This window comes from Nocardioides sp. Leaf285 (genome assembly GCF_001422955.1).
In the GTDB taxonomy this organism is placed as follows: domain Bacteria; phylum Actinomycetota; class Actinomycetes; order Propionibacteriales; family Nocardioidaceae; genus Nocardioides; species Nocardioides kribbensis.
The window spans coordinates 1,166,753-1,188,631 of record NZ_LMNH01000003.1 but is presented as its reverse complement, the minus strand read 5'-3'; the positions used below and the strand labels follow the sequence as shown (position 1 = coordinate 1,188,631).

16 protein-coding genes and 1 riboswitch are annotated in these 21,879 nt (G+C 74.5%); of the genes, 8 read left to right on the top strand and 8 right to left on the bottom strand.

Annotated features, from left to right (window positions below; translation table 11 throughout):
* The first annotated feature begins 7 nt into the window (after positions 1-7).
* The 6 genes from gcvH (at position 8) to gcvP (ending at position 6,316) form a co-directional block, all read left to right on the top strand.
* Complete coding sequence (gcvH, locus tag ASF47_RS13920) at positions 8-394, top strand: glycine cleavage system protein GcvH (protein ID WP_056864483.1); 387 nt, start codon at positions 8-10, stop codon at positions 392-394.
* 158 nt (positions 395-552) lie between these two features.
* Positions 553-1,083, top strand: a complete 531-nt coding sequence (locus tag ASF47_RS13915; protein WP_056864482.1) for an FHA domain-containing protein — start codon at positions 553-555, stop codon at positions 1,081-1,083.
* 51 nt (positions 1,084-1,134) lie between these two features.
* Positions 1,135-1,830, top strand: coding sequence for a transcriptional regulator FtsR (ftsR, locus tag ASF47_RS13910; RefSeq protein WP_056864701.1), 696 nt, complete (start codon positions 1,135-1,137; stop codon positions 1,828-1,830).
* 44 nt (positions 1,831-1,874) lie between these two features.
* Positions 1,875-2,354 (top strand): bifunctional nuclease family protein, encoded by a 480-nt coding sequence (locus ASF47_RS13905; protein ID WP_056864481.1) that lies wholly within the window; start codon positions 1,875-1,877, stop codon positions 2,352-2,354.
* 189 nt (positions 2,355-2,543) lie between these two features.
* Positions 2,544-3,158, top strand: coding sequence for a MerR family transcriptional regulator (locus ASF47_RS13900; RefSeq protein ID WP_056864480.1), 615 nt, complete (start codon positions 2,544-2,546; stop codon positions 3,156-3,158).
* A 94-nt stretch (positions 3,159-3,252) separates the two neighbouring features.
* A riboswitch (glycine riboswitch) is annotated at positions 3,253-3,353 on the top strand.
* A gap of 74 nt (positions 3,354-3,427) precedes the next feature.
* Complete coding sequence (gcvP, locus tag ASF47_RS13895) at positions 3,428-6,316, top strand: aminomethyl-transferring glycine dehydrogenase (protein ID WP_056864479.1); 2,889 nt, start codon at positions 3,428-3,430, stop codon at positions 6,314-6,316.
* A 123-nt stretch (positions 6,317-6,439) separates the two neighbouring features.
* Here gcvP and ASF47_RS13890 read toward each other — a convergent pair whose 3' ends face one another.
* On the bottom strand, positions 6,440-7,174 hold the full coding sequence (locus tag ASF47_RS13890) for an Ig-like domain-containing protein (RefSeq protein ID WP_056864478.1): 735 nt from the start codon (positions 7,172-7,174) through the stop codon (positions 6,440-6,442).
* An 82-nt stretch (positions 7,175-7,256) separates the two neighbouring features.
* On the opposite strand from ASF47_RS13890, the gene ASF47_RS13885 reads away from it, so the two are divergent.
* On the top strand, positions 7,257-8,825 hold the full coding sequence (locus ASF47_RS13885) for a CYTH and CHAD domain-containing protein (protein WP_056864477.1): 1,569 nt from the start codon (positions 7,257-7,259) through the stop codon (positions 8,823-8,825).
* A 10-nt stretch (positions 8,826-8,835) separates the two neighbouring features.
* Here ASF47_RS13885 and ASF47_RS13880 read toward each other — a convergent pair whose 3' ends face one another.
* Together ASF47_RS13880 and ASF47_RS13875 are read right to left on the bottom strand one after the other, a co-directional pair.
* On the bottom strand, positions 8,836-10,233 hold the full coding sequence (locus tag ASF47_RS13880; protein WP_056864476.1) for a metallopeptidase TldD-related protein: 1,398 nt from the start codon (positions 10,231-10,233) through the stop codon (positions 8,836-8,838).
* Positions 10,233-11,774 carry a TldD/PmbA family protein gene (locus tag ASF47_RS13875; RefSeq protein WP_056864475.1) on the bottom strand — a complete coding sequence of 514 codons (1,542 nt, stop codon included), beginning with the start codon at positions 11,772-11,774 and terminating at the stop codon, positions 10,233-10,235. Before ASF47_RS13875 ends, ASF47_RS13880 begins: the two co-directional genes overlap by 1 nt.
* Before the next feature lie 57 nt (positions 11,775-11,831).
* Between ASF47_RS13875 and ASF47_RS13870 the strand changes: the two genes are divergently transcribed.
* A complete protein-coding gene (locus ASF47_RS13870) occupies positions 11,832-12,578 on the top strand; it encodes a sulfotransferase family protein (RefSeq protein WP_056864474.1) in 747 nt (248 codons plus the stop codon).
* A 102-nt stretch (positions 12,579-12,680) separates the two neighbouring features.
* Here the strand turns inward: ASF47_RS13870 and ASF47_RS13865 are convergent, their stop codons facing one another.
* From ASF47_RS13865 to pepN, 5 genes are all read right to left on the bottom strand, one after another.
* The gene (locus ASF47_RS13865; RefSeq protein ID WP_056864473.1) at positions 12,681-15,878 is read right to left on the bottom strand and encodes an AAA family ATPase; all 3,198 of its coding nucleotides are present in this window, start codon (positions 15,876-15,878) and stop codon (positions 12,681-12,683) included.
* Positions 15,878-17,149, bottom strand: a complete 1,272-nt coding sequence (locus ASF47_RS13860; RefSeq protein ID WP_082500294.1) for an exonuclease SbcCD subunit D — start codon at positions 17,147-17,149, stop codon at positions 15,878-15,880. Before ASF47_RS13860 ends, ASF47_RS13865 begins: the two co-directional genes overlap by 1 nt.
* Before the next feature lie 116 nt (positions 17,150-17,265).
* On the bottom strand, positions 17,266-18,318 hold the full coding sequence (locus ASF47_RS13855; protein WP_056864472.1) for an NAD(P)-dependent alcohol dehydrogenase: 1,053 nt from the start codon (positions 18,316-18,318) through the stop codon (positions 17,266-17,268).
* A 151-nt stretch (positions 18,319-18,469) separates the two neighbouring features.
* Positions 18,470-19,345, bottom strand: a complete 876-nt coding sequence (locus ASF47_RS13850) for a formate dehydrogenase accessory sulfurtransferase FdhD (protein WP_056864471.1) — start codon at positions 19,343-19,345, stop codon at positions 18,470-18,472.
* Entirely contained in the window at positions 19,342-21,879 is a 2,538-nt protein-coding gene (gene pepN / locus ASF47_RS13845) for an aminopeptidase N (RefSeq protein ID WP_082500293.1), read from the bottom strand. The genes ASF47_RS13850 and pepN overlap by 4 nt, the downstream gene beginning before the upstream one ends.

Genomic DNA, 21,879 nt, shown 5'->3' with positions numbered 1-21,879 from the left:
AGAGACCGTGTACCCCGACGACCTGCTGTACACCGCCGAGCACGAGTGGCTGCGCCAGCCCGGTGAGCACGACGGCTCCGTCCGCATCGGCATCACCCACTTCGCCCAGGACGCCCTCGGCGACATCGTCTACGTCTCGCTGCCCGAGGTGGGCGACACCCTCGAGGCCGGCACGACGTGCGGCGAGCTGGAGTCGACGAAGTCGGTCAGCGACATCTACGCGCCGGTGACCGGCGAGGTGGTCGCACGCAACGAGCAGCTCGACGCGACCCCCGAGCTGGTCAACAACGACCCCTACTCCGGTGGCTGGCTCTTCGAGGTCGTGCCCAGCGACCCCGCCCAGCTCGACGCCCTCATGGACGCCACCGCCTACACCGGCACCCTCGAGGGCTGAGCGGCCCCCACCGGGCACGTGGAGCGGGAGCGGCCGGGCTCGGCCTGCTGGTAGGTTCGGGCCGACACTCACCCTCAGGCCAGCCTTGAGGGTTCGGGTGTCCGTCCGACCCCGCGCCCCACCCGCTCGACCACAGCCCAGCAGCTGGAGGAGAAGAGATGCCTTTCTGCACAGCCTGCGGTCGGCAGAACCCCGACGACGCACGGTTCTGCTCCCAGTGCGGCACGCGTCTGGTGACGCCGGCCGACGTGCCCGCCCCGGCCTCCGCGGAGCCGCTCGGGGAGTCCACCGCGACGATCCAGATCGGTCTGGGCGACGCCAAGGTCGAGACCTCCGACCGGCAGCTCAACCCCGTCGACGCCGCCGCCGTCGACGCCCTGCCGACCGGTCACGCCCTGCTCGTGGTCCAGCGCGGCCCGGGCTCGGGCAGCCGCTTCCTGCTCGACAGCGACGTCGTCTACGCCGGGCGCCACCCCGAGAGCGAGATCTTCCTCGACGACGTGACGGTGTCGCGCAAGCACGCGGAGTTCAACCGCGAGGGCGCGTCCTTCACCGTGAGCGACGTCGGCAGCCTCAACGGCACCTACGTCAACCGCGACCGCATCGACCACGTGCTCCTCAAGGACGGCGACGAGGTGCAGATCGGCAAGTACCGCCTGGTGTTCTTCTCCGGTCACGAGGGCAGCTGACGCGTGGCCTCCACCGGCAGCCCGGCACCCAGCGGGGGGCACCGGGCGCGGATGAACATCGGGGAGGTCCTCGAGCGGCTGCGCGCCGACTTCCCGAGCGTCACGATCCCCAAGATCCGGTTCCTCGAGGACAAGGGGCTCATCAAGCCCGAGCGCACGCCCGCGGGCTACCGGAAGTTCTCCCACGACGACGTCGAGCGGCTGCGCTACGTGCTGCGGATGCAGCGCGACCACTACCTCCCGCTGAAGGTGATCGGCGAGCACCTCGACGCCATCGACCGCGGTCTGGAGCCGCCGCCGATCGACACCGTGGTGCCGACGGTGCCCACGGTCGCGCTGGCCCCCGACGGCCTGCCCAGCCCCGAGTCCTTCCGCCGCCAGGACAACCTGCGGCTCTCGCGGCGCGAGCTGCTGAAGGTCGCCGAGATCTCCGAGGAGCTGCTGGGCCAGCTCGAGCAGTTCGGGCTGATCGTGGCGCGCACGGGCACGGGCCTCTACGACACCGACGCCCTCGTGCTCGCCCGCACGGCGCGCGAGCTGGCCGACTTCGGCTTCGAGCCGCGGCACCTGCGCGCCTTCAAGACCGCCGCGGACCGGGAGGTGGGCCTGGTCGAGCAGGTCGTCGCGCCGCTGCAGCGTGGTCGCGACGCCGCGGCCTCGGCCCGGGCCGAGCACGCCGCCAGCGAGATCGCCGCGCTCTCGGTGCGCCTGCACGCCACCCTGGTCAAGGCCGGCCTGTCGCGCTGACCGGGCCGTCGGCGGTGCCCACCACCCCGGAGTAGGGTGAGGACGTGCGCGAAGTCGATGTCATGGGAGTCCGGGTCGAGATGCCCTCGAACCAGCCGATCGTGCTGCTGCGCGAGATCACGGGGGAGCGGTACCTCCCCATCTGGATCGGGGCGGTCGAGGCCACGGCCATCGCCTTCGCCCAGCAGGGGGTCGTGCCGCCGCGACCGCTGACCCACGACCTGCTCAAGGACGTGCTGGAGGCCACCGGCGACGAGCTGACGGAGGTGCGCATCACCGACGTCAAGGACGGCGTCTTCTTCGCCACCCTGGTGCTCGGCAGCGGCGCGGAGGTCAGTGCCCGGCCCTCCGACTCGATCGCGCTGGCCCTGCGCACCGGCACCCGCATCGTCTGCGCCGAGGAGGTCCTCGACGAGGCGGGTCTGGCCGTGCCGGCCGAGCAGGAGGACGAGGTGGAGAAGTTCCGCGAGTTCCTCGACCACGTCACCCCCGAGGACTTCGAGGCGGGCCAGGAGCCGACGTAGGACCGGCTGGACCCTCACCCTCAAGCAGAGGATGAGGGTTGAGGACACGCGGGCCCGAGGTCTTTGACGGGGTCACGCGGCGGGCCTACCTTGAACTGTCTCTGTTGTAACTCCACCGGTGTCGTTGCTCCGCAGCTCACCACCTTCCCCGGTGTTACGCGCTAACGGAGTAGACCCACGGAGGACCGTGTGAACGAGCACGACACGAGCAAGGGCGTCGACGCCCAGGCGGCCCTGGCCGCCGAGGTGGCCGTCGAGGCCGCCGAGGAGCAGGGCCTGCTCTTCACCGACGACGTCTCGCCCCTGCCCAGCGACACCGGCTACCGCGGCCCCACGGCCTGCAACGCCGCCGGCATCACCTACCGCCAGCTCGACTACTGGGCCCGCACCGGCCTGGTCGAGCCCACCGTGCGCGGCGCGAAGGGCTCGGGGTCCCAGCGGCTCTACTCCTTCCGCGACATCCTGATCCTCAAGGTCATCAAGCGGCTGCTCGACGCCGGCATCTCCCTGCAGCAGATCCGCACCGCGGTGCAGCACCTGCGCGAGCGCGGCACCGACGACCTGACGCGCGTCACGCTGATGAGCGACGGCGCCTCGGTCTACGAGTGCACCAGCAACGACGAGGTCATCGACCTGCTCCAGGGCGGCCAGGGCGTCTTCGGCATCGCCATCGGCGGTGTGTGGCGCGAGATCGAGGGCACGCTCGCCGAGCTGCCCAGCGAGCGCACCGGCGATGACGCCGCGGAGGCCCCGTCGGCCTCCGACGAGCTCGCCGCGCGCCGCGCCGCGCGCAAGATCGGCTGACGCCGACCCGACGTACGACGGCCCGTCGCCCCACCCGGGGCGACGGGCCGGTGTCGTGCTCGGGCCTGCGCCGGGGCTAGAGTGGCGTCGCTGACTATCCCGCGCGGGAGAGTCTCCGGGTCGCTGGCCGGCCCGGGGCGCCGAAGGGGCAATTCCTCCCCGGAACCTCTCAGGCACCCGGACCGCGCGGTCGAGGCAACTCTGGAGGCGCGACGACGCCCCGACAGAGGGGGAGGCACCCGGACGACCACGCCCCGAGGAGCCGCCACGTGTCAGACCACCCCACCCTCGCCGAGCTCGACGCGGCCCTGCCGTTCGTCGACCGTCACATCGGCCTGAGCCCCGCCGACGTCACCACGATGCTCGAGCGGCTCGGCTTCGACTCGCTCGGCGCCCTCATGGACGCCGCCGTGCCGGGGGGCATCCGCACCCCGGAGTCGCTCGACCTGCCGGCGGCGGTGGGTGAGGACGTCGCCGCGCGCGAGCTGCGCGAGCTGGCCGGCGCCAACCGCCCGGGGGAGTCGATGATCGGCCTGGGCTACCACGCCACGCTGACCCCGGCCGTCATCCGGCGCAACGTGCTGGAGGACCCCAGCTGGTACACCGCCTACACGCCCTACCAGCCCGAGATCTCCCAGGGCCGCCTCGAGGCGCTGCTCAACTTCCAGACCGTCATCGGCGACCTGACCGGCCTGCCCACCGCCAACGCCAGCCTCCTCGACGAGGGCACCGCGGCGGCCGAGGCGATGACCCTGGTGCGCCGGGGCAACCGCAAGGCCTCGGGGCCGTTCGTGGTCGACGCCGACGCGCTGCCGCAGACCGTCGACGTGGTGCGCACCCGCGCCGAGGCGATGGGCATCGAGGTGGTCGTCGCCGACCTCGACCACGGCCTGCCCGGTGGTGAGGAACCGGTCTCCGGCGTCCTGGTGCAGTACCCCGGCGCGTCGGGGCGCGTGCGCGACCCGCGCCCGCTCGTCGAGGCCGTGCACGCCCGTGGCGGCCTGGCCGTCGTCGCCGCCGACCTGCTGGCGCTCACCGTGCTGGAGTCCCCGGGCTCGATGGGCGCCGACGTGGTCGTCGGGTCCTCCCAGCGCTTCGGTGTGCCGCTGTTCTACGGCGGCCCCCACGCCGGCTACATGTCGGTGGCACCCGGACTCGAGCGCCACCTGCCCGGTCGCCTCGTCGGGGTGTCGGTCGACGCGGAGGGCCGCCCGGCCTACCGCCTGGCGCTGCAGACCCGTGAGCAGCACATCCGTCGTGACAAGGCCACCTCCAACATCTGCACCGCCCAGGTGCTGCTGGCCGTGGTGGCCTCGATGTACGCCGTCTACCACGGCCCCGACGGCCTGCGGGCGATCGCGACCCGCACCCACCGCTACGCCGCGGTCCTCGCGCGTGCGCTGGCCGACGGCGGCGTCGACGTGCTCACCGCCGACTTCTTCGACACCCTCACCGTCGCGGCGCCCGGCCGCGCCGCCCAGGTCGTGCACGCCGCCCGCGAGCTCGGCCTGCAGCTGCGCCTGGTCGACGAGGACACGGTGGGCGTCTCCACCTCCGAGTGCACGACCCGGGCCACGATCGACCGCGTGCTCGACGCCTTCGGCGTCAGCGCCGACCTCGACGCGCTCGACGCCACCACGGGCGACGCCCTGCCCGAGGCGCTGCGCCGCACGAGCGACTACCTCACCCACGAGGTCTTCCGCACCCACCGCAGCGAGACCCAGATGCTGCGCTACCTGCGCCGGCTCTCCGCGCGCGACTACGCCCTCGACCGCGGCATGATCCCGCTGGGCTCCTGCACCATGAAGCTCAACGCGACCACCGAGATGGAGCCGGTCTCGCTGCCCGGCTTCGCCGACCTCCACCCGTTCGCGCCCGCGGGGGACGCCGAGGGCTACCGGCGCATGGTCGAGCAGCTGGAGGGGTGGCTGGCCGAGGTCACCGGCTACGACCGCGTCTCCATCCAGCCCAACGCCGGCTCGCAGGGCGAGCTGGCCGGGCTGCTGGCGATCCGGGGCTACCACCGCGCCCGCGCCGCCGAGGGCGCACCGGTGCGCGACGTGTGCCTGATCCCCAGCTCGGCCCACGGCACCAACGCCGCCTCCGCGGTGATGGCCGGCATGAAGGTGGTCGTGGTCAAGGCCGCCGACGACGGGGGTGTCGACCTCGACGACCTGCGTGCGGCCTGCGCGAAGCACGCCGAGGACCTCGCGGCGATCATGGTCACCTACCCCTCGACCCACGGGGCCTACGAGGACACCATCGGCGAGCTCTGCGAGATCGTGCACGCCCACGGCGGACAGGTCTACGTCGACGGCGCCAACCTCAACGCGCTCCTGGGCTACGCCAAGCCGGGCGAGTTCGGCGGCGACGTCTCGCACCTCAACCTGCACAAGACCTTCTGCATCCCCCACGGCGGCGGCGGGCCCGGCGTCGGTCCGGTGGGCGTGCGCGCTCACCTCGCGCCGTACCTGCCCTCCCACGCGATGCACCCCGAGGCGGCCAAGCGCGAGGGGATCGGCCCCATCAGCGCCGCGCCGTACGGCTCGGCCGGGATCCTGCCGATCTCGTGGGCCTACGTGCGGATGATGGGCCCCGAGGGCCTGACCCGGGCCACGGCCTCGGCGGTGCTGTCGGCCAACTACGTCGCCGCGCGGCTCGGCGAGCACTTCCCGGTGCTCTACCGCGGTCACGGCGACCTGGTCGCCCACGAGTGCATCCTCGACGTGCGCGGGCTCACCAAGGACACCGGCGTCACCGTCGACGACGTGGCCAAGCGGCTGGTCGACTACGGCTTCCACGCCCCGACCATGTCGTTCCCGGTCGCCGGCACCCTCATGGTCGAGCCCACCGAGTCCGAGGACCTCGCCGAGATCGACCGCTTCTGCGACGCGATGATCGCCATCCGCGGCGAGATCGACCGCGTCGCCGCGGGGGAGTGGACGCCCGAGGAGTCCCCGCTGCGCGGGGCGCCCCACACCGCCCGGGTGCTGGGTGGGGAGTGGGACCGTCCCTACTCCCGCGAGCTGGCGGTCTTCCCGGCCGGGGCGCACACCGCCGCCGACAAGTACTGGCCGCCGGTCGGCCGGATCGACCAGGCCTACGGCGACCGCAACCTGCATTGCTCCTGCCCGCCGCTGGAGGCCTTCGCCGAGTGAGCCCCGCCCGCGCGTGCGGGCCTGTGAGGACGATCCGAGGACGATCCGAGGACGATCCGAGGACGGCACGAGGCCCGGACCCCCGCGGGGGTCCGGGCCTCGTGACCTGGGCCGGTGGCCGGCTCAGCGGGTGGCGCTCCACAGCCGCTGCGCGCGCTGGGGGACCATCACGCCGCCGGGGCCGGTGGGCCCGCTCGCCGTGGTGCGCTGCTCGATGCCGCGCACCAGACCCTGGTCGACGAGAAGGAACTGGCGCGGCGAGATCGCGACGTAGTGCAGTCGCGTCGCGCGGGTGCGCACGACGCCCGACTCACCGGCCCCGAGGCGCAGCCGGCCCTCGGGACGCGCTCGGCGCGGGTCGCCGTAGAGGACCACGACGCGCAGGTCGTTGGGGTTGGTGAAACGCACCCGTCCCGGACGGTCCAGCTTCTCGACCACCAGGCGCTCGGGGTCCTGCACGGTGAGGGTGACCGTGGCCGGGGCGCTGAGCCTCTCGCTGTTGCAGGCCTGGTAGGTCAGCGTGACGTCGACGGGGCGGCCGTCGAACCCGCCGTGGACGGCGACGACCAGGCGGCCGTCGACGACGGAGGTGTCGATGTCGAGCCCGTTCAGCGCGCCCACCGCCTCGCTGGCGCGACACACCGCCAAGGTCTCGCCCTGCGGGTCGACGTCGTTGCGCAGCACCGGGACCGACACGGTCTGACCGAAGTACACCGATGCCGTGTCGTCGGCTGCGAGGGGAGCCGCGACGTCGCGGGCCTGGGCGGGCGCGACCGCCGGGCCGAGGAGGGTGGCGCCGAGCAGGCCGGCGAGGGTGGAGACGACGGCCGCGCGACGGCGGCCCTGGGTGGTCCTCATGGTTCCTTTCCCGGCCGCTCCCGCCGAGCGGCCGGAGGAACTGTAGGCCCTGGAGCACCCACGCGTGCGGTAGACCTGGCACATGGCCCACCACGAGATCGAGCGCACCTACACCCCTCCGCCGCAGGCTCCGGTGCCCGACCTGACCGAGCTCCCCGGGGTGGCGCAGGTGGGGCCGCCCGTCGTCACCGACCTCGAGGCGGCCTACGTGGACACCCCCGACCTGCGCCTGGTGCGGGCGGGCATCTCGCTGCGTCGGCGCATGGGCGGGACCGACGCGGGCTGGCACCTCAAGCTGCCGGTCGGCGAGGGGCGCGACGAGCTGCGGCGTCCCCTCACGACGGGCACGACGCCGCCCCAGCAGCTGCGGACGCTGGTGGCGGCGCGCGTGGGCGAGGCGCCGCTCGTGGTGGTCGCCACCGTGCTGACCCGGCGTACGACCCAGGAGCTGCTCGACGCCGACGGTGCGGTGCTGGCCGAGCTGGTCGACGACGAGGTCACGGGATCGCCCGGCCCGGGCCTGGCCGGCGAGACGTCACCCGGGGCGGTGACAGTGTGGCGGGAGTGGGAGCTGGAGCTGGTCACGGCCGGCACCGACCTCCTCGAGGCGGCCGACGAGCACCTCGCCGAGCTGGGCGTCGAGGTCGCGGCGGTGTCGCGCAAGATCGAGGTGGTGCTCGGTGAGGCCCTCGCCCGTGCCGCCACGGCGCCGGGACGCCCCGGCCGGGGGAAGCCCGCCGGACGGCTGGTCGAGCTCCGCCTGCAGCAGCAGGTCGAGGAGCTGCTGCGCCGCGAGACCGAGATCCGCCGCGGCGGCGACCGAGGCGTGCACCAGGCGCGTGTGGCGTGTCGCCGGATCCGGTCGGCGCTCGCGACCTACCGCCCGCTGCTGGACCGCGAGGTCACCGAGCCGGTGCGCGCGGAGCTGCGGTGGCTGGCCGGCGAGCTCGGCGGCGCGCGCGACGCGGAGGTGGTCCACGACCTGCTGCGCCAGCGGGTGGTCGACCTGCCGGCCGAGCAGGTCGTCGGCCCGGTGCGCAGCCGGCTGCGCTCCGCCTACGGCGCCAGCCGCCGCGCCGACGTCGTCGCGGTGCTCGACTCGCCGCGCTGCCGGGCGCTGTGGCCGGTGCTGCAGGAGCTGGCGGTGCGCCCGCCCCTGGCCGAGGGGGCCCAGCTGCCCGCCCGGAAGGTCGCGGTGCCGCGGGTCGACCGCGACGTCGCCCGGGTGGAGAAGGCGGTCGAGCGCGTCGTGGACGGTCTCGACCGGCTGGCGCGGTCCGACGACGACCCCGCGGGCGTCGAGGTGCGCCGCGAGGTGGAGGAGGCCTGGCACGACGCCCGCAAGGCCGCGAAGCGACTGCGCTACGCCGCCGAGGTGCTCGAGCCGGCGTGGGGCAAGCGGGCCAGGCGACTGACGAGGACCGCCAAGGCGATCACGCAGCGGCTCGGCGAGCGTCAGGACACCGAGATCACCCGGCGGCACCTGCTCGACCTCGCGCGCGCCGCCACGGCGGCGGGGGAGAGCGCGTTCACCTACGGCGTGCTGCACGCCCGCGAGCAGGCGCGGGCCGAGGAGCTCGAGACGGCCTTCCTCGACGCCTGGCCGCGCACGCGCTCACGGCTGCGCAAGCAGGCGCGCGCGCTCGCCTGAGCGCGAGCGGTCACAGGGCCTGGGAGACGCTGGACATGTTGAAGTCGGGCACGCGCAGGGCCGGGGTGGCGGTGCGGCTGAAGTAGTCGTCGCCCCACTCCCGGCTGAAGCTGGGCACGGTCGCGGAGGCGTGGCTGAAGCGGCCGAGCAGGTCCACCGGGCTCTCGTTGAAGCGGAAGTTGTTGACCACCCCGGTGATCTCGCCGCCCTCGACGAGGTAGACGCCGTCGCGGGTCAGCCCGGTGAGCAGCAGCGACTGGGCGTCGACCTCGCGGATGTACCACAGACACGTCAGCAGCAGGCCGCGCTCGGTGCCGGCGACGAGGTCCTCGACGCTGCCGGTCGCGCCGTCGACCTCCAGCACCAGGTTGTCGATGCCCGGGGTGACCGGCTGCCCGGTCATGGCCGCGGAGTGACGCGTCTGGAGCAGCGAGACCAGCTCCCCGTCGCGGATCCAGTCGGTGCGTCCCAGCGGCAGGCCGTTGTCGAAGACCGACGACTCGTTGCCCGAGGAGGTCGCCACCTCGAAGGGGGAGCACGGCAGCGAGGGGTGGGCCGGGTCGGAGAACAGCCGCACGCCCCGCGCGGCCACCTGCTCGCCGATCCGGGTGCCGCCGCCGCGGCGGCTGTAGACCGACTGGCCCTCGTGGGCGACGCGTGCACCGGCCGACCAGTAGGCGTCGATCATGAGGTCGGCCACCGAGCCGGGGGGCAGGATCGTGTCGTAGCGCCCGGCGGGGAGGTCGACGCGCCGCGCGCCCCAGCCCAGACGGCGGGCGAGGGTCGCGTCCATCTCCAGGGCGTCGACCTCGGTGAAGTCGCGGGTGGCGCCGCCGACCCAGGCGCTCTGCGAGAGGTCGGTCGGCTTGCCGGTGCAGCCGTAGTGCCCGGTCGGCTGCACGTGGCGCAGCCGGAGCCCGGTCGACGAGCCGAGGTAGGTGGTGGTCATCTCGTGGTTGACGAACCCGTAGAGCAGGCGGTCCTCGGCGCGCGCTCGCGCGAAGGCCTCCCCGAGCGCCGGGGCGAAGAGCCGGTAGACACCGATGTCGGTCGGCACGGGCGCCTCGTCCCAGTCGGGGGACACCCGCTCGGCGACCAGGTCGGCGGCGTCCTCGGCGGGCGAGGCCAGCCGCGCGGCGGCGTCGGCGGCGGCCACGAGCGCCGCCACCTGCCCCAGCGATCCGGCGCTGCCCGAGACGGGGGCGGCGGCCACGCCGTCGGCGGTGCGGGCGAAGGACACCACGGTGGCCGAGATGCGGTGCATGACGCCGTTGGTCGTCAGCGTGTTGGTGGCCCAGCGCAGGTTGGCGCTGGTCGCGTCGGTGACGACCACGACGCAGTCGTCGGCCTCCGACAGGGCCAGGGCGTGCTCGACGAGCTGCTGGGGAGTGGGGGAGGTGCTCGACATCAGTGACCCGCCTCGTCGGTGGTGTTGAGGATGCGCACGCCCCGGAAGAGGGCGGTGGGGCAGCCGTGGCTCACGGCCGCGACCTGTCCGGGCTGGGCCTTGCCGCAGTTGAAGGCGCCGCCGAGCACCCAGGTGTCGGGGCCGCCGACGGCCTCCATCGACCCCCAGAAGTCGGTCGTCGTGGCCTGGTAGGCCGCGTCGCGGACCTGACCCGCGAGCTCGCCGTCGACGATGCGGTAGAAGCGCTGGCCGGTGAACTGGAAGTTGAACCGCTGCATGTCGATCGACCACGACTTGTCGCCGACGACGTAGAGGCCGCGCTCGACGCGACCGATCAGCTCCTCGGTCGTCGGCCCCTCGGGGTCGGGCTGCAGCGACACGTTGGCCATGCGCTGGACGGGGATGTGCCCGGGGGAGTCGGCGTAGGCGCACCCGTTGGAGCGTCCGCCGTTCAGCTCGGGCAGCATCGGCCCCATCGGCCGGTCGAGCTGGTAGCCGACGAGCACCCCGTCGCGCACGATGTCCCACTCCTGGGTCTCCACCCCCTCGTCGTCCCACCCGGTGGTGGCCAGACCGTGCTCGACGGTGCGGTCGCCGGTGACGTGCATGACCGGGGAGCCGTAGCGCAGCGTGCCCAGCAGGTCGGGGGTGGCGAAGGAGGTGCCGGCGTAGTTGGCCTCGTAGCCCAGCGCACGGTCGAGCTCGGTGGCGTGGCCGATGGACTCGTGGATGGTGAGCCAGAGGTTGGAGGGGTGGACGACCAGGTCGTGCACGCCGGGCTCGACGCCCGGCGCGGCGAGCTTCTCGGCCAGCAGCTCGGGCACCTCGGCGAGCTCGGAGTCCCAGTCCCAGCCGCCGTCCCAGGGGCCCTCGGTGCAGTACTCCCAGCCGCGGCCCACCGGCGGGGCGATGCTCGCCATGGAGTCGAACGTGTCGGCCGAGGAGCCCATGGCCTCGAAGCCGGGCATCATCCTGACCCGCTGCTGGGTGGTGCGGGTGCCGGCGAGGTCGGCGTAGTACTTGTTCTCCTGCACCTGGGCCAGGTGCGCGGAGGCGTGCTCGACGGCGGGGGAGCGGCGCAGCCGGTCGGTCCAGCCGATGAGCAGCGCGGCCTTGTCGGCCACCGGCACGTCGAGCGGGTTGACGGCGTAGGAGGAGACCCAGGTGACGTCGTCGTGCACCGGCTCGGGCGCCAGCACCACCGGCTCCGCGGTCATGCTCGCGGCGACCTCGGCCACCCCGACCGCGGTCTCCGCCACGCGGCGGGCCTCCTCGGGGGTCAGCACCACGCCGGAGGCGAAGCCCCAGGACCCGCGGTGCACCACCCGCACGGCGAAGCCGAGGTCCTCGCTGTCGCTGGCGTCCTGGAGCACCCCGTCGCGCACCGCGAGCGACTGGTAGCGCACCCGCTCGAAGCGGAAGTCGGCGTGCGTGGCCCCCAGCTCGGCGGCCCGCGCGAGGGCGGTCTCGCCCAGCGACCGGAAGGGCAGCGCCAGGAACGTCGGATCGAGCCTGGCCTGGTCGGGTCGCGCGGCACTCATGGCGCCGAACCTAGCCGACGCGGCCCGTGGGCGCCGCCCGTCAGTAGGGTGAGCGCCATGGAACAGCGCCCCGTCTCCCGCTGGCTGCCGGGTCGTCGCCGCCCCGCGCCGCCGACCGGCCCCGCCTGGCTCGGGCTGGGTGCCCAGCGCTCGGGCACCACCTGGTTCACCGAGCTGCTGACCCAGCATCCGGAGGTGGGTCTCGGCACCAACGGCAAGAAGGAGCAGCAGCTCTTCCACCGCGTCGCCGACGGCCTGGTGCCGGCCCAGGAGTACGCCGACCTCTTCCCCGCCGACGGCCTGCGTCGCGGTGAGTTCACCCCGCAGTACCTGCGCCACGCCTCGCTGCCGGCCTACGCCGCGGCCCACCTCGCCCCGGAGGTGCCGGTGCTGGTGCTGCTGCGCGACCCCATCGAGCGCTTCCGCAGCGCCATGCGGTGGGCCGGCACACGCGGCAAGTCGTGGCCCTACCCGCTGCAGATCACGATGCAGACCTTCAGCGGCTTCTACGCCGACCAGCTCGACACCTGGGCCGCCGCGATCGGGCGCGAGCGACTCACGGTGATGGTCTACGAGCAGGTGCGACGCGACCCCCAGCCCGCCGTCGACGCGGTGTGGCGGGCCCTCGGCGTGGAGCCCGTGCCGCTGGCGCAGGTCGAGCGCGAGTCGACCTCCTCGAGCCGGGTCGAGTGGGACTGGCCCGAGGGCCTGAGCGACTCGCTGCGGGTGATGTACGGCCCGCAGCTGCCCCGGTTGCGTGACGACTGGGGTCTCGACCTCAGCGCGTGGACCCAGATGCTCTGAGCCGGGACGCGTCGTCCCCGGGGCCGCGCCGGGCCGCCGGCGACCGGGGCGGCCGCCACGGTCAGGTCGGCCGCGACCGACGCCGCGGCCGCGACGGACCGGTCAGCGGCTGACGGCCAGCGTCGACCCCGACCGTCCCTTGCTCACCTGGAGGCGGGCCGTGATGCGGTCGCGCATCTCGCCGACGTGGCTCACGACGCCCACGACGCGTCCCCCGTCGCGCAGCGAGTCGAGCACGTCCATGACGTCGTCGAGGGTGTCGGCGTCGAGCGACCCGAAGCCCTCGTCGACGAAGAGGGTGTCGAGGTCGGCGCCGCCGGTCTCCTGCGTGATGACGTCGGCCAGGCCCAGGGCCAGGGCGAGGGAGACCACGAAGGTCTCCCCGCCCGACAGTGTCGCGGGGTCGCGCGACTCCCCGGACCAGTCGTCGCGCACGAGCAGGCTGAGCCCGCCGCGGGTCTCACCGGCGCCGCGGCGCCCGGAGTGCTCCAGGGCGTAGCGAGCGTCCGACATCCGGGCCAACCGCTCGTTGGCCGCGGCCACCACCTGGGAGAGCCGGTAGGCGAGGACGTAGGCGGACAGCCGCATCTGCAGGGCGTTGTCGGCGGCCTTGCCCTCGACGAACGTGGACAGCCCCGTCGCCAGCTCCAGCCGCTCGCGCACCGGCGCCCACTGCTCGAGGGCACGCTCCAGCTCTCGCACCAGGTCGGTGAGCCGACCGCAGCGCGTGGTCCAGGTGGCGGCCACCGCGCGCGCCGACTGGAGCTCGGCCTCCGCGGCCTCCCAGGCGCTCTGCGCGGCGGCGGGGTCGGTGTCGGCGCCGTCACGGGGACCCACGTCGCGCAGCTCGTCCTCGACCCGGGTCAGCGCCCGGTCGTGGGCGTCGACGGCATCGGCCAGCCGCTCCACCTCGGGCTCCTCCAGCACCGCCGCCAGAGCGGCGCCCGGGTCGGCGAAACCGGCCTCGGCCGCGGTCTCGGCCAGACGCGTCCGGGCGTCGGCGACAGCGTCGCGCCCCCGCTCGAGGTCCTCGAGCGCCGTCCGTGCCTCGCGGAGGCGCTCGGCCTCGCCGCGCAACGAGGCCAGCAGCGAGCCCAGGTCGCCGGGCTCGCCGTCGTCGTCGCCGTCGTTGTCGTCGCCGTCGTTGCCGTCGTTGCCGACGTCGCGGCGACCGACGCGCTCGAGCACGGCGGCGATCTCGGAGCGGATCTCGGCGATCTCGGCGGTCACCGCGCGGGCCGTGGCCTCGTGGTCGGCCACCGCGGCGTGCGCCGCCTGGAGGCGGTCGGCGAGGTCGCCACGCCGCTGCTCGAGGCGACGCTCCTCGGTCTGGAGGGCCTCGACCTCCGCTGCGGCCGCCGCGGCGGTCGTGGCCTGCTCGCGCAACGCGGCGGCGCGGGACTCGAGCGCCTCGAGGGCCTCCCCGCCCGACCGCTCGCGGGCGAGGGCGTGGCGCGTCCTCAGGTCACGCAGGTGCGACTCGCGCACGTGCTCGTCGGCCTTGGCGTCGTCGAGCGCGCGCTGTGCCTCCTTCTCCGCCGCCGCATCGGCCGAGCCGGGGGCGGCGACGGCCTTGGCCGGGTGCTCGGCGGAGCCGCAGACGGGGCAGCAGCCGCCGACGGCCAGGGCGCCGGCGAGCTCGGCGGCCATGGCCTCGATGCGGGCCTCGCGCACGGAGAGCAGGTGCTCGTGGGCCTGGCCGGTGGACTCGCGCGCCTCCAGCCACACCTCATGGGCCTGGGCGGCCGACGTCTCCAGGCGGGCGGCCTCGAGGGCGGCCTCGAGCCGTGCGGTGGTCTGGTCGAGGTCGGCCCGGACGACGCCGAGGAGGGCGGTGGCGGCGCGGGCCGCGTCGAGACGCTCGCGCGTCGCGGCCAGGAGGGCCGGGAGCGCTGCGGCCTGCTCGGCGTCACGGGCGAGGTCGGCTCGCAGACACTCCAGCGCGGCACCGGTCCGCTCCTCGAGGCGGCGCGCCGAGACGAGGCGCTCCTCGCGCGGCACCAGCGCGGTGACACGTGCCGCAGCGTCGACCGCCGCGGCCTCGCGCTGCGCCAGGTCGTCGGCGGACGGTCCGGTGGACGCACCGGTGCACGGGGTGGACGTCTCGTCGGACAGCCCGCGCCGGTCACCGTCGGACAGCGCGCCGAGGGCCGCTGCTGCCCGCCGCTCCGCGCCGTCCGCCGCCAGGGCGCTCTCCTCGGCCCAGCGGTGGAGGGGCGCCACGGCCGCGGCCCGCCGGGCCTCGGCGAGCCGCACCCTGCGTCGCTGCTGCGCCGGCTCCTCGGCGACCAGTCGGCGGTGCTCGGACTCGGCGACGCGGCGGCGACGGTCCCGCTCGGCCCCGAGCCGGGCGCGCTCGAGCGCCTCCCGGGTCTCGCGCTCGCCGAGCGCGGCCGCGGCCACGGCCTCGGTGGTCGCCGCCAGCGACGAGGTCGCCAGCGCGCGCAGGTCGCGACCCCACGCCAGCAGGGTGCCGTCGGCCGCCAGCAGGTCGAGGCCCGGCACCGTGTCGACGGTCGTGTCGGCGGTCCTGGCGGCGCCGGACCCGGTGACAGCGCCCGGGGCTGCGCCGGGCGCGGCGTCAGGCGGGGCGTCTGCATCGGCGGCTCCAGGTGCGAGGCCCGGCAGCGCGGCGTCAGCGGCCTCGCTGACCCGACTGACCAGGTCGGCGACGCCCTCGCGGCGCGACTCGGAGTCGCGGCGCAGCGCGGTGCGGTGCTCGCGCAGCCAACGCTCGACGTCCTCGAAGCGGCCGGTGCGGAAGAGCTGCTGCAGGAGCCGGTGGCGCTCCTCGGAGCGGGCGCGGAGGAAAGCCTGGAAGCGGCCCTGCGGGAGCATGGCGACCTGGGTGAACTGGGCGACGTTCATGCCGACCAGGCCGGTCACGAGCTGGCCGGTCTCGTCGAGCCGGGTCGACAGGGTCGTCCACTGACCACCGACCCGCTCGGCGACCACGACGCTGGCCTGCTGCGTGGTCATGCCGGTGCCGCGCCGCTTGGGCCGTTCCCACTGCGGGGAGCGGGTGATCCGGAAGCGGCGTCCGGAGAGCGTGGCCTCCAGCTCGACGCGGGGCGCCACGCCCTCGGCGGCGTGGTCGGAGCGCAGTCGGCGCGCGGCGTTGCGGTCGCCGGGCACGTCGCCGTAGAGCGCGAAGCACACGGCGTCGAGCACGCTCGTCTTGCCGGCGCCGGTGGGGCCGGTGAGCAGGAAGAGGCCCGCGGCCGAGAGCTCGTCGAAGTCGACGGAGACGGTGTCGGCGAAGGGGCCGAAGGCGGTGACCTCGAGGTGGTGCAGCCGCATCAGAAGAGCCGCCCGTCGGCCGCGGCCGCGGAGGCGGCCAGCAGCATCTCCGGGTCGGCCCGGTGGTCGGACTCCTGGTCGGACCCGTGGTCGCCGGGGCGCTGCACCGGATCCAGGTCGGGGTCGTCGCAGCAGGCGTCGACGGCGCGCCGCAGCAGCGCCCGCTCGGCCGGGGAGGCCTCCTCGCCCCTCATCGCGGTCATGAACTCCAGCGCGATGTCGTGGTCGCTGCGGCCCTGGGTGCGGCTGGACGGCACCGCTCCGACCGTGACGGGGGTGCTGTCGAAGCCCAGGACGAGGGTGTGGGGGAAGCGGCGCCGCAGCCGCTCCATGGCCTGCGCGGGGCGGCCCGCGTCGGTGAGGGTGACCTGCACCCAGGACTGCTCGTGCTCGGCGAGTCGCGGGTCGCTCAGCAGGGTCTCCAGCTCGCCCCGCAACCGGGCCAGCGGGCGGGGCACCGGGGCGTCGACGAACTGCGCCGACAGCCTCGCCGTGCCCTCGCCGGGCGCCGCGGGTGCGCCGAGGTCGACCAGCCAGGACCCCTTGCGGTGGGTGGCCTCCGAGAAGGAGTACGCCAGGGGCGATCCGCTGTAGCGGACCGCGTCGGTGAGGGTGTGACGGCCGTGCAGGTGTCCGAGCGCGGTGTAGTCGACGCCGTCGAAGACCGACGTGGGCACCAGCGAGACGCCGCCGACGCTGATGTCGCGCTCGGAGTCGCTGGGCTCGGCGCCGGCGACGAAGGCGTGCGCGAGCACGACCGACCGGGTGCCGGGACGCCCGGCCAGGTCGGCGCGCACGCGCCGCACGGCCTCGGTCAGGGCCGCCTGGTGGGAGCGGGAGGTCAGGCCCCACGGCTCGCGCACGGCGTCGGGGTCGAGGTAGGGCAGGCCGTGGACGGCCACCGGACCGTACTCGTCCTCGAGCAGCACGGGGCGCCCGACGGTGGCGGGGTCGGTGCGCAGGTGCACGCCGGCGGCGTCGATGAGGCGCGCGCTGAAGCCGAGCCGCTGGGCGGAGTCGTGGTTGCCGCTGGTGACCACCACCCGGGCCCGCGACGCGGCCAGCCGGGAGAGCGCCTCGTCGGCGAGGCGCACCGCGTCGACCTGCGGCAGCGCACGGTCGTAGACGTCTCCGGCCAGCACCACGAGATCGACCTGCTCGGACTCGACGACCGCCAGCAGGTGGTCGACGTAGGCCGCCTGGTGGGTCAGCATCCCCTCGCGGTGGAACGACCGGCCCAGGTGCCAGTCGGAGGTGTGCAGGATGCGCATGGGAAGAACCTACGAGGGGCCGCCGACACTGCGGGGGACCCACGCCGCGCGGCCCCGGGACGGGGTCCCGGGGCCGTGCGGTCGCCGCCACGGGGGCGGCGACGAGAGGTCGCCGCTCAGCCCTCGAGGGCCGCCATGTCGATGACGAAGCGGTAGCGGACGTCGCTGCCCACGACGCGCTCGTAGGCCTCGTCGATCACGGCCGGCTCGGGGGCCAGCACCTCGACCTCGGCCCCGATGCCGTGCTCGGCGCAGAAGTCGAGCATCTCCTGGGTCTCGCGGATCCCGCCGATCTTGGAGCCGGCCAGGCTGCGACGCATGCCGGCCAGCGAGAAGGCGTGGTAGGTGTCGGCGTCGGCGGGGATGCCGACGTTGACCATCGCGCCGTCGAGGCGCAGCAGCGAGAGGTACTTGTCGACCGGCAGCGTCGCGGCCACGGTGTTGACGATCAGGTCGAAGGTGCCGGCGAGGGACTCGAAGGTCTCGGGGTCGGAGGTCGCGGCGTAGTGGTCGGCGCCGAGACGGCGGCCGTCCTCCTCCTTCTTCAGCGACTGGCTGAGCACGGTGACCTCGGCGCCCATGGCCGCGGCGATCTTGACACCGAGGTGGCCCAGGCCGCCCATGCCGACGATGGCGACCTTCTTGCCCGGCCCGGCGCCCCAGTGGTGCAGGGGGGAGTAGGTGGTGATGCCGGCGCACAGCAGGGGAGCGGCGACGTCCAGCTCGATGCCCTCGGGGATGCCGAGGGTGTAGTCCTCGTGGACCACGATCTGCTTGCTGTAGCCGCCGTAGGTCTCGACGCCGTCGTAGTCCTTGCCGTTGTAGGTCGGCACCTCGCCCTTGAGGCAGTACTGCTCCTCGCCGGCGCGGCAGTTCTCGCACTCGCGGCAGGAGTCAACGAAGCAGCCGACGCCGACACGGTCGCCCACGGCGTACTTGGTGACGCCCGGGCCGACCTCGGCCACGGTGCCGGCGATCTCGTGGCCCGGGACCATCGGGAAGATGCCCTCGGCCCACTCGTTGCGGGCCTGGTGGATGTCGGAGTGGCAGATGCCGCTGTAGGCGATGTCGATCAGCACGTCGTGCTCACCGACGGCGCGGCGCTCCACGGTGCTGGTCTCGAACGCAGCGCTCGGGGTCGGCACGGACAGGGTGGCGGTGGTGCTCATGGGGTCGTGCTCCTCTGGTGTCGCGGATGAGGGACGACTCCACGCTAGGCAGGCGCGGGCCGGGATCCGCCCACCCCCTTGGGTCAGACACCGCCGGAGCGGGCAACGTCACAATGCGCCGACGGCCGCCGGTGACCGGCGGTGACAGGGCTCAGACGTAGCGCACGGTACGCCGCGGCGAGGTGAAGCCCCACAGCTCCAGGCCGCTCTGGGCGGCCAGCTGCGCCGACAGGCTGGTCGGGGCACCGACCGAGACCAGGGAGCCGAAACCGGCGGTGACCGCCTTCTGCACCAGCTCGAAGCCGGCACGTCCGCTCACCACCAGGCAGGCGCCACCGGGTCGCTCCCCGGCCATCGCCCGGGCGCCGCTGACCTTGTCGACGGCGTTGTGGCGACCGACGTCCTCGCGCACCAGGACCGCCTCGCCGTCGGCGGTGAAGAGCCCGGCGGCGTGGATGCCGCCGGTGCGGGCGAAGACCGGCTGCCGCTCGCGCAGCAGGTCGGGCAGACGGCGCACGACGTCGGCGGTCGGCGTGGCGCCCTCCCAGCGCGCGCCGCGCGCGATGTCGAGCACCGCCGAGACGCTGTCGGCGCCGCAGACGCCGCAGGCCGAGGACCCGGCCGAGAGGGCGTCGTGGCGGTGGCCCGGCGGCCGGGCCGGGGGCTCGGCCAGGGTGAGGGTCACGACGTTGAACTCCTGCTCCGGGGCGAGGTCGACGTCGGTGCAGTAGGCGATGCCCGCGATGCCGGCGGGCCCGGGCAGTCCCTCGTGCACGGCCCACCCCGCCGCGAGCTCGAAGTCGTGACCGGGGGTCCGCATCGTCACCCAGGCCCGGTGGGCCTCGGCGCCGGGCCAGGCGAGCCGGATCTCGAGCGGCTCCTCGGTGACCAGCCGGTCCTCGTGGCGGCGGACCTCGTCGGGCCCCTCGCCGTCAGGGCCGGCTCGGTGCTCCTCGACCCGCGTGCGGACGGTGGGTCCGGGACGCCGGGCGCGGGCACCGGGAAGGCCGCGCGCTGCGCCGCTCATGCGCCGAAGGCCCGGGCGACGGCCAGGCGGTGCTCGAGGTCGTCGGTGGCGTCGACGACGCGGCGGCGCACGGTGGCGTCGAGGCCCGGGGCGTCGGCCGCGGCGTGCAGCGCCGCGACGGTCTCGTCGCGCAGCGAGGTCAGGGGGAAGAAGGCGGTGACGACCTGGCCGAGCACCCAGCCCTGGTGGACCTCGGCGATGGTGGGGAGCGCCTGGAGGTAGCGGGCGACGTAGGGCTCGGTCAGGTGCTCCTGACCGGGGCGCCACATCCCGAGGCCGGCGGCCTCGAGCTCGTAGTTGGTGGCGGGGACCGCACCGGTGAAGCGCTCCCAGGCGAACTCCTTGGCGGCGGCCTCGGGCAGCGACGCGACGGCCCTCGCGTGCTCGACACGGGTGCGGGTGGTGGGCTCCTGGGCCAGCCAGCGGTCGAGAGCGGACCGGTCGGTGGCGCCCAGCGCGGCGAGCCGCACGAGCAGGCGCCAGCGCAGCTCGTCGTCGACCTCGACGCCGTCGGGCAGTCCCTCGCCGGCGATCCAGTGCTGGAGGCGGTCGGCGGGTGCCGTGGCGGCGGCGGCCTGGAAGGCGGCGAGCTGGAGGGTCGAGCCAGCGGGAGCGGCGAGCGCCCCGGCCAGCCCCGCCTCGTGCACCCGCGCCGCGGCGTCGTCGCCGTCGGTGGTCAGCGGCAGCACGTCGCGCAGCAGCCACGGCACGGTGAAGGCGATGGCCGCGTCGCTGTCCTCGGTCGGCAGCCAGGCCTCGACGAGGTCGACCACCGCCCCCGGCGCCACCGTGGCGTGGTGGTAGCCGCTGCGCACGCCGTTCCACACCCCGGCCCGCAGCAGCGCGTCGTCGGTGCGGGGGAGCAGCGCGGGCAGCTGCGCCAGCGTCTCGCCGTCGGGCTCGACGACGGCCCACGTGTCGTCGTAGGGGTCGAGCACCACCGCGGCCCCCGCCTCCGGCTCGTACGGCGTGCGCCCGCCCCGGGTGGTGACCCGGGTCAGCGCCCACGGGCCGGTGCCGGCGGTGCCGCCGGACGGAGCCGTCGCCCGGGCGGTCGCGACGCGGAAGGTGTGCGACCGGTCCGCCGGGCTGCCGGGCGGCGGCGTGCGCACCAGCTCGCCGGCGGAGCGGTCGAGCACGATGCGGTCGGGCCCCGCGGTGACCAGCCAGCCGCGGGTGAAGTCCGAGAGGTCGCCGGCTCCGGCGCGCTCCCAGCTCGCGAAGAGGTCGTGCATGGTGGCGTTGCCGAAGAAGTGGCTGCGGAAGTGGTCGACCGCGCCGGCGAGGAAGACCTCGTCGCCCATCGTGGCGTTGAGCTGCTTGAGGATGCTCGAGCCCTTGGCGTAGGAGATCCCGTCGAAGTTCTGCAGGGCCGCCGTGGCGTCCTCCTCGCCGTTGCCGGCGACCGGGTGGGTGCTGGGCCGCTGGTCGGCCAGGAGGCCCCACTGCCGGCGCGAGAAGGAGTTGTAGACCCAGGCGTCGGTGTACTCGGTGACGTCGGCGGTGACCCGGTTGCCCATGTACTCGGCGAAGGACTCGTTGAGCCACAGGTCGTCCCACCACAGCGGGGTGGTGATGTTGCCGAACCACTGGTGGGCCATCTCGTGGGCCACGGTCGTCGCACGCTGGATGCGCTGGCCGCGGGTCACCTTGCTGGAGAAGACGAGCTGGTCGCGGAAGGTGACGCAGCCGGGGTTCTCCATGGCGCCGGCGTTGAACTCCGGCACGAAGGCCTGGTGGTAGTCGCCGAAGGGGTAGCGGATGCCGAAGAGACGGTGGAACTCGTCGAAGCACTGCTTGGTCATGGTCAGCAGCTCCTCGGCGTCGGCGTCGAGGTCGGCGGCCAGGCTGGCCCGTGCGCTGAGGCCCAGGGGGATGCCGTCGTGCTGGTCGCGCACGAGGTGGTAGGGCCCGGCGACCAGGGTGACGAAGTAGGTGGACAGCGGCTGGCTCGTCTCGAGCTCCCACACGCCGGGCTCGGGGTTGGTGGCCGGGGCGTTGCCGATCACGACCCAGTCCTCGGGCGCGGTGACGTGCAGCGTGTAGGGGGCCTTGAGGTCGGGCTGGTCGAAGCAGGCGAAGACGCTCGGGGCGGCGTCCATGAAGGACATGCCGTAGACGTAGTGGCGCCCGTCGGCGGGGTCCACCGAGCGGTGCAGCCCCTCGCCGTCGTTGCGGAAGGCCATGACCGCGTCGACGACGAGCTCGTGGGGACCCTCGGTGGTCTCGAGGGGCAGGCGCCCGCGTAGCAGGAGGTCGACGTCGACGGGGTGCCCGTCGAGGTGCACGGAGCGCAGCGAGGCCGGCTTCAGGTCGACGAAGGTCGTCCCGCCGCGCGAGGTGAACCTCACGGTGGTGACCGAGCCGAAGGTCTCGGTGTCGGAGGCGAGGTCGAGGCGCAGGTCGTAGGACTCGACGTCGAGCAGCGCGGCGCGGGCGACCGCCTCCGCGCGCTTGAGCCCACCGGGGGCGGCGGCCTCGGCGGAGGCGGTGGGGTCGGTCGGCGGGGCGGTCGGGGTGTCGGCGGAGCTCAC

What these genes read in the sequence shown, in the direction of transcription:
- ASF47_RS13915 (WP_056864482.1), top strand. Translation starts at nt 553, where the DNA reads ATGCCTTTCTGCACAGCCTGCGGTCGGCAGAACCCCGACGACGCACGG.
- ftsR (WP_056864701.1), top strand. Translation starts at nt 1,135, where the DNA reads ATGAACATCGGGGAGGTCCTCGAGCGGCTGCGCGCCGACTTCCCGAGC.
- ASF47_RS13890 (WP_056864478.1), bottom strand. Translation starts at nt 7,174, where the DNA reads ATGAGGACCACCCAGGGCCGCCGTCGCGCGGCCGTCGTCTCCACCCTC.
- ASF47_RS13885 (WP_056864477.1), top strand. Translation starts at nt 7,257, where the DNA reads ATGGCCCACCACGAGATCGAGCGCACCTACACCCCTCCGCCGCAGGCT.
- ASF47_RS13880 (WP_056864476.1), bottom strand. Translation starts at nt 10,233, where the DNA reads ATGTCGAGCACCTCCCCCACTCCCCAGCAGCTCGTCGAGCACGCCCTG.
- ASF47_RS13875 (WP_056864475.1), bottom strand. Translation starts at nt 11,774, where the DNA reads ATGAGTGCCGCGCGACCCGACCAGGCCAGGCTCGATCCGACGTTCCTG.
- ASF47_RS13870 (WP_056864474.1), top strand. Translation starts at nt 11,832, where the DNA reads ATGGAACAGCGCCCCGTCTCCCGCTGGCTGCCGGGTCGTCGCCGCCCC.
- ASF47_RS13865 (WP_056864473.1), bottom strand. Translation starts at nt 15,878, where the DNA reads ATGCGGCTGCACCACCTCGAGGTCACCGCCTTCGGCCCCTTCGCCGAC.
- ASF47_RS13860 (WP_082500294.1), bottom strand. Translation starts at nt 17,149, where the DNA reads ATGCGCATCCTGCACACCTCCGACTGGCACCTGGGCCGGTCGTTCCAC.
- ASF47_RS13855 (WP_056864472.1), bottom strand. Translation starts at nt 18,318, where the DNA reads ATGAGCACCACCGCCACCCTGTCCGTGCCGACCCCGAGCGCTGCGTTC.
- ASF47_RS13850 (WP_056864471.1), bottom strand. Translation starts at nt 19,345, where the DNA reads ATGAGCGGCGCAGCGCGCGGCCTTCCCGGTGCCCGCGCCCGGCGTCCC.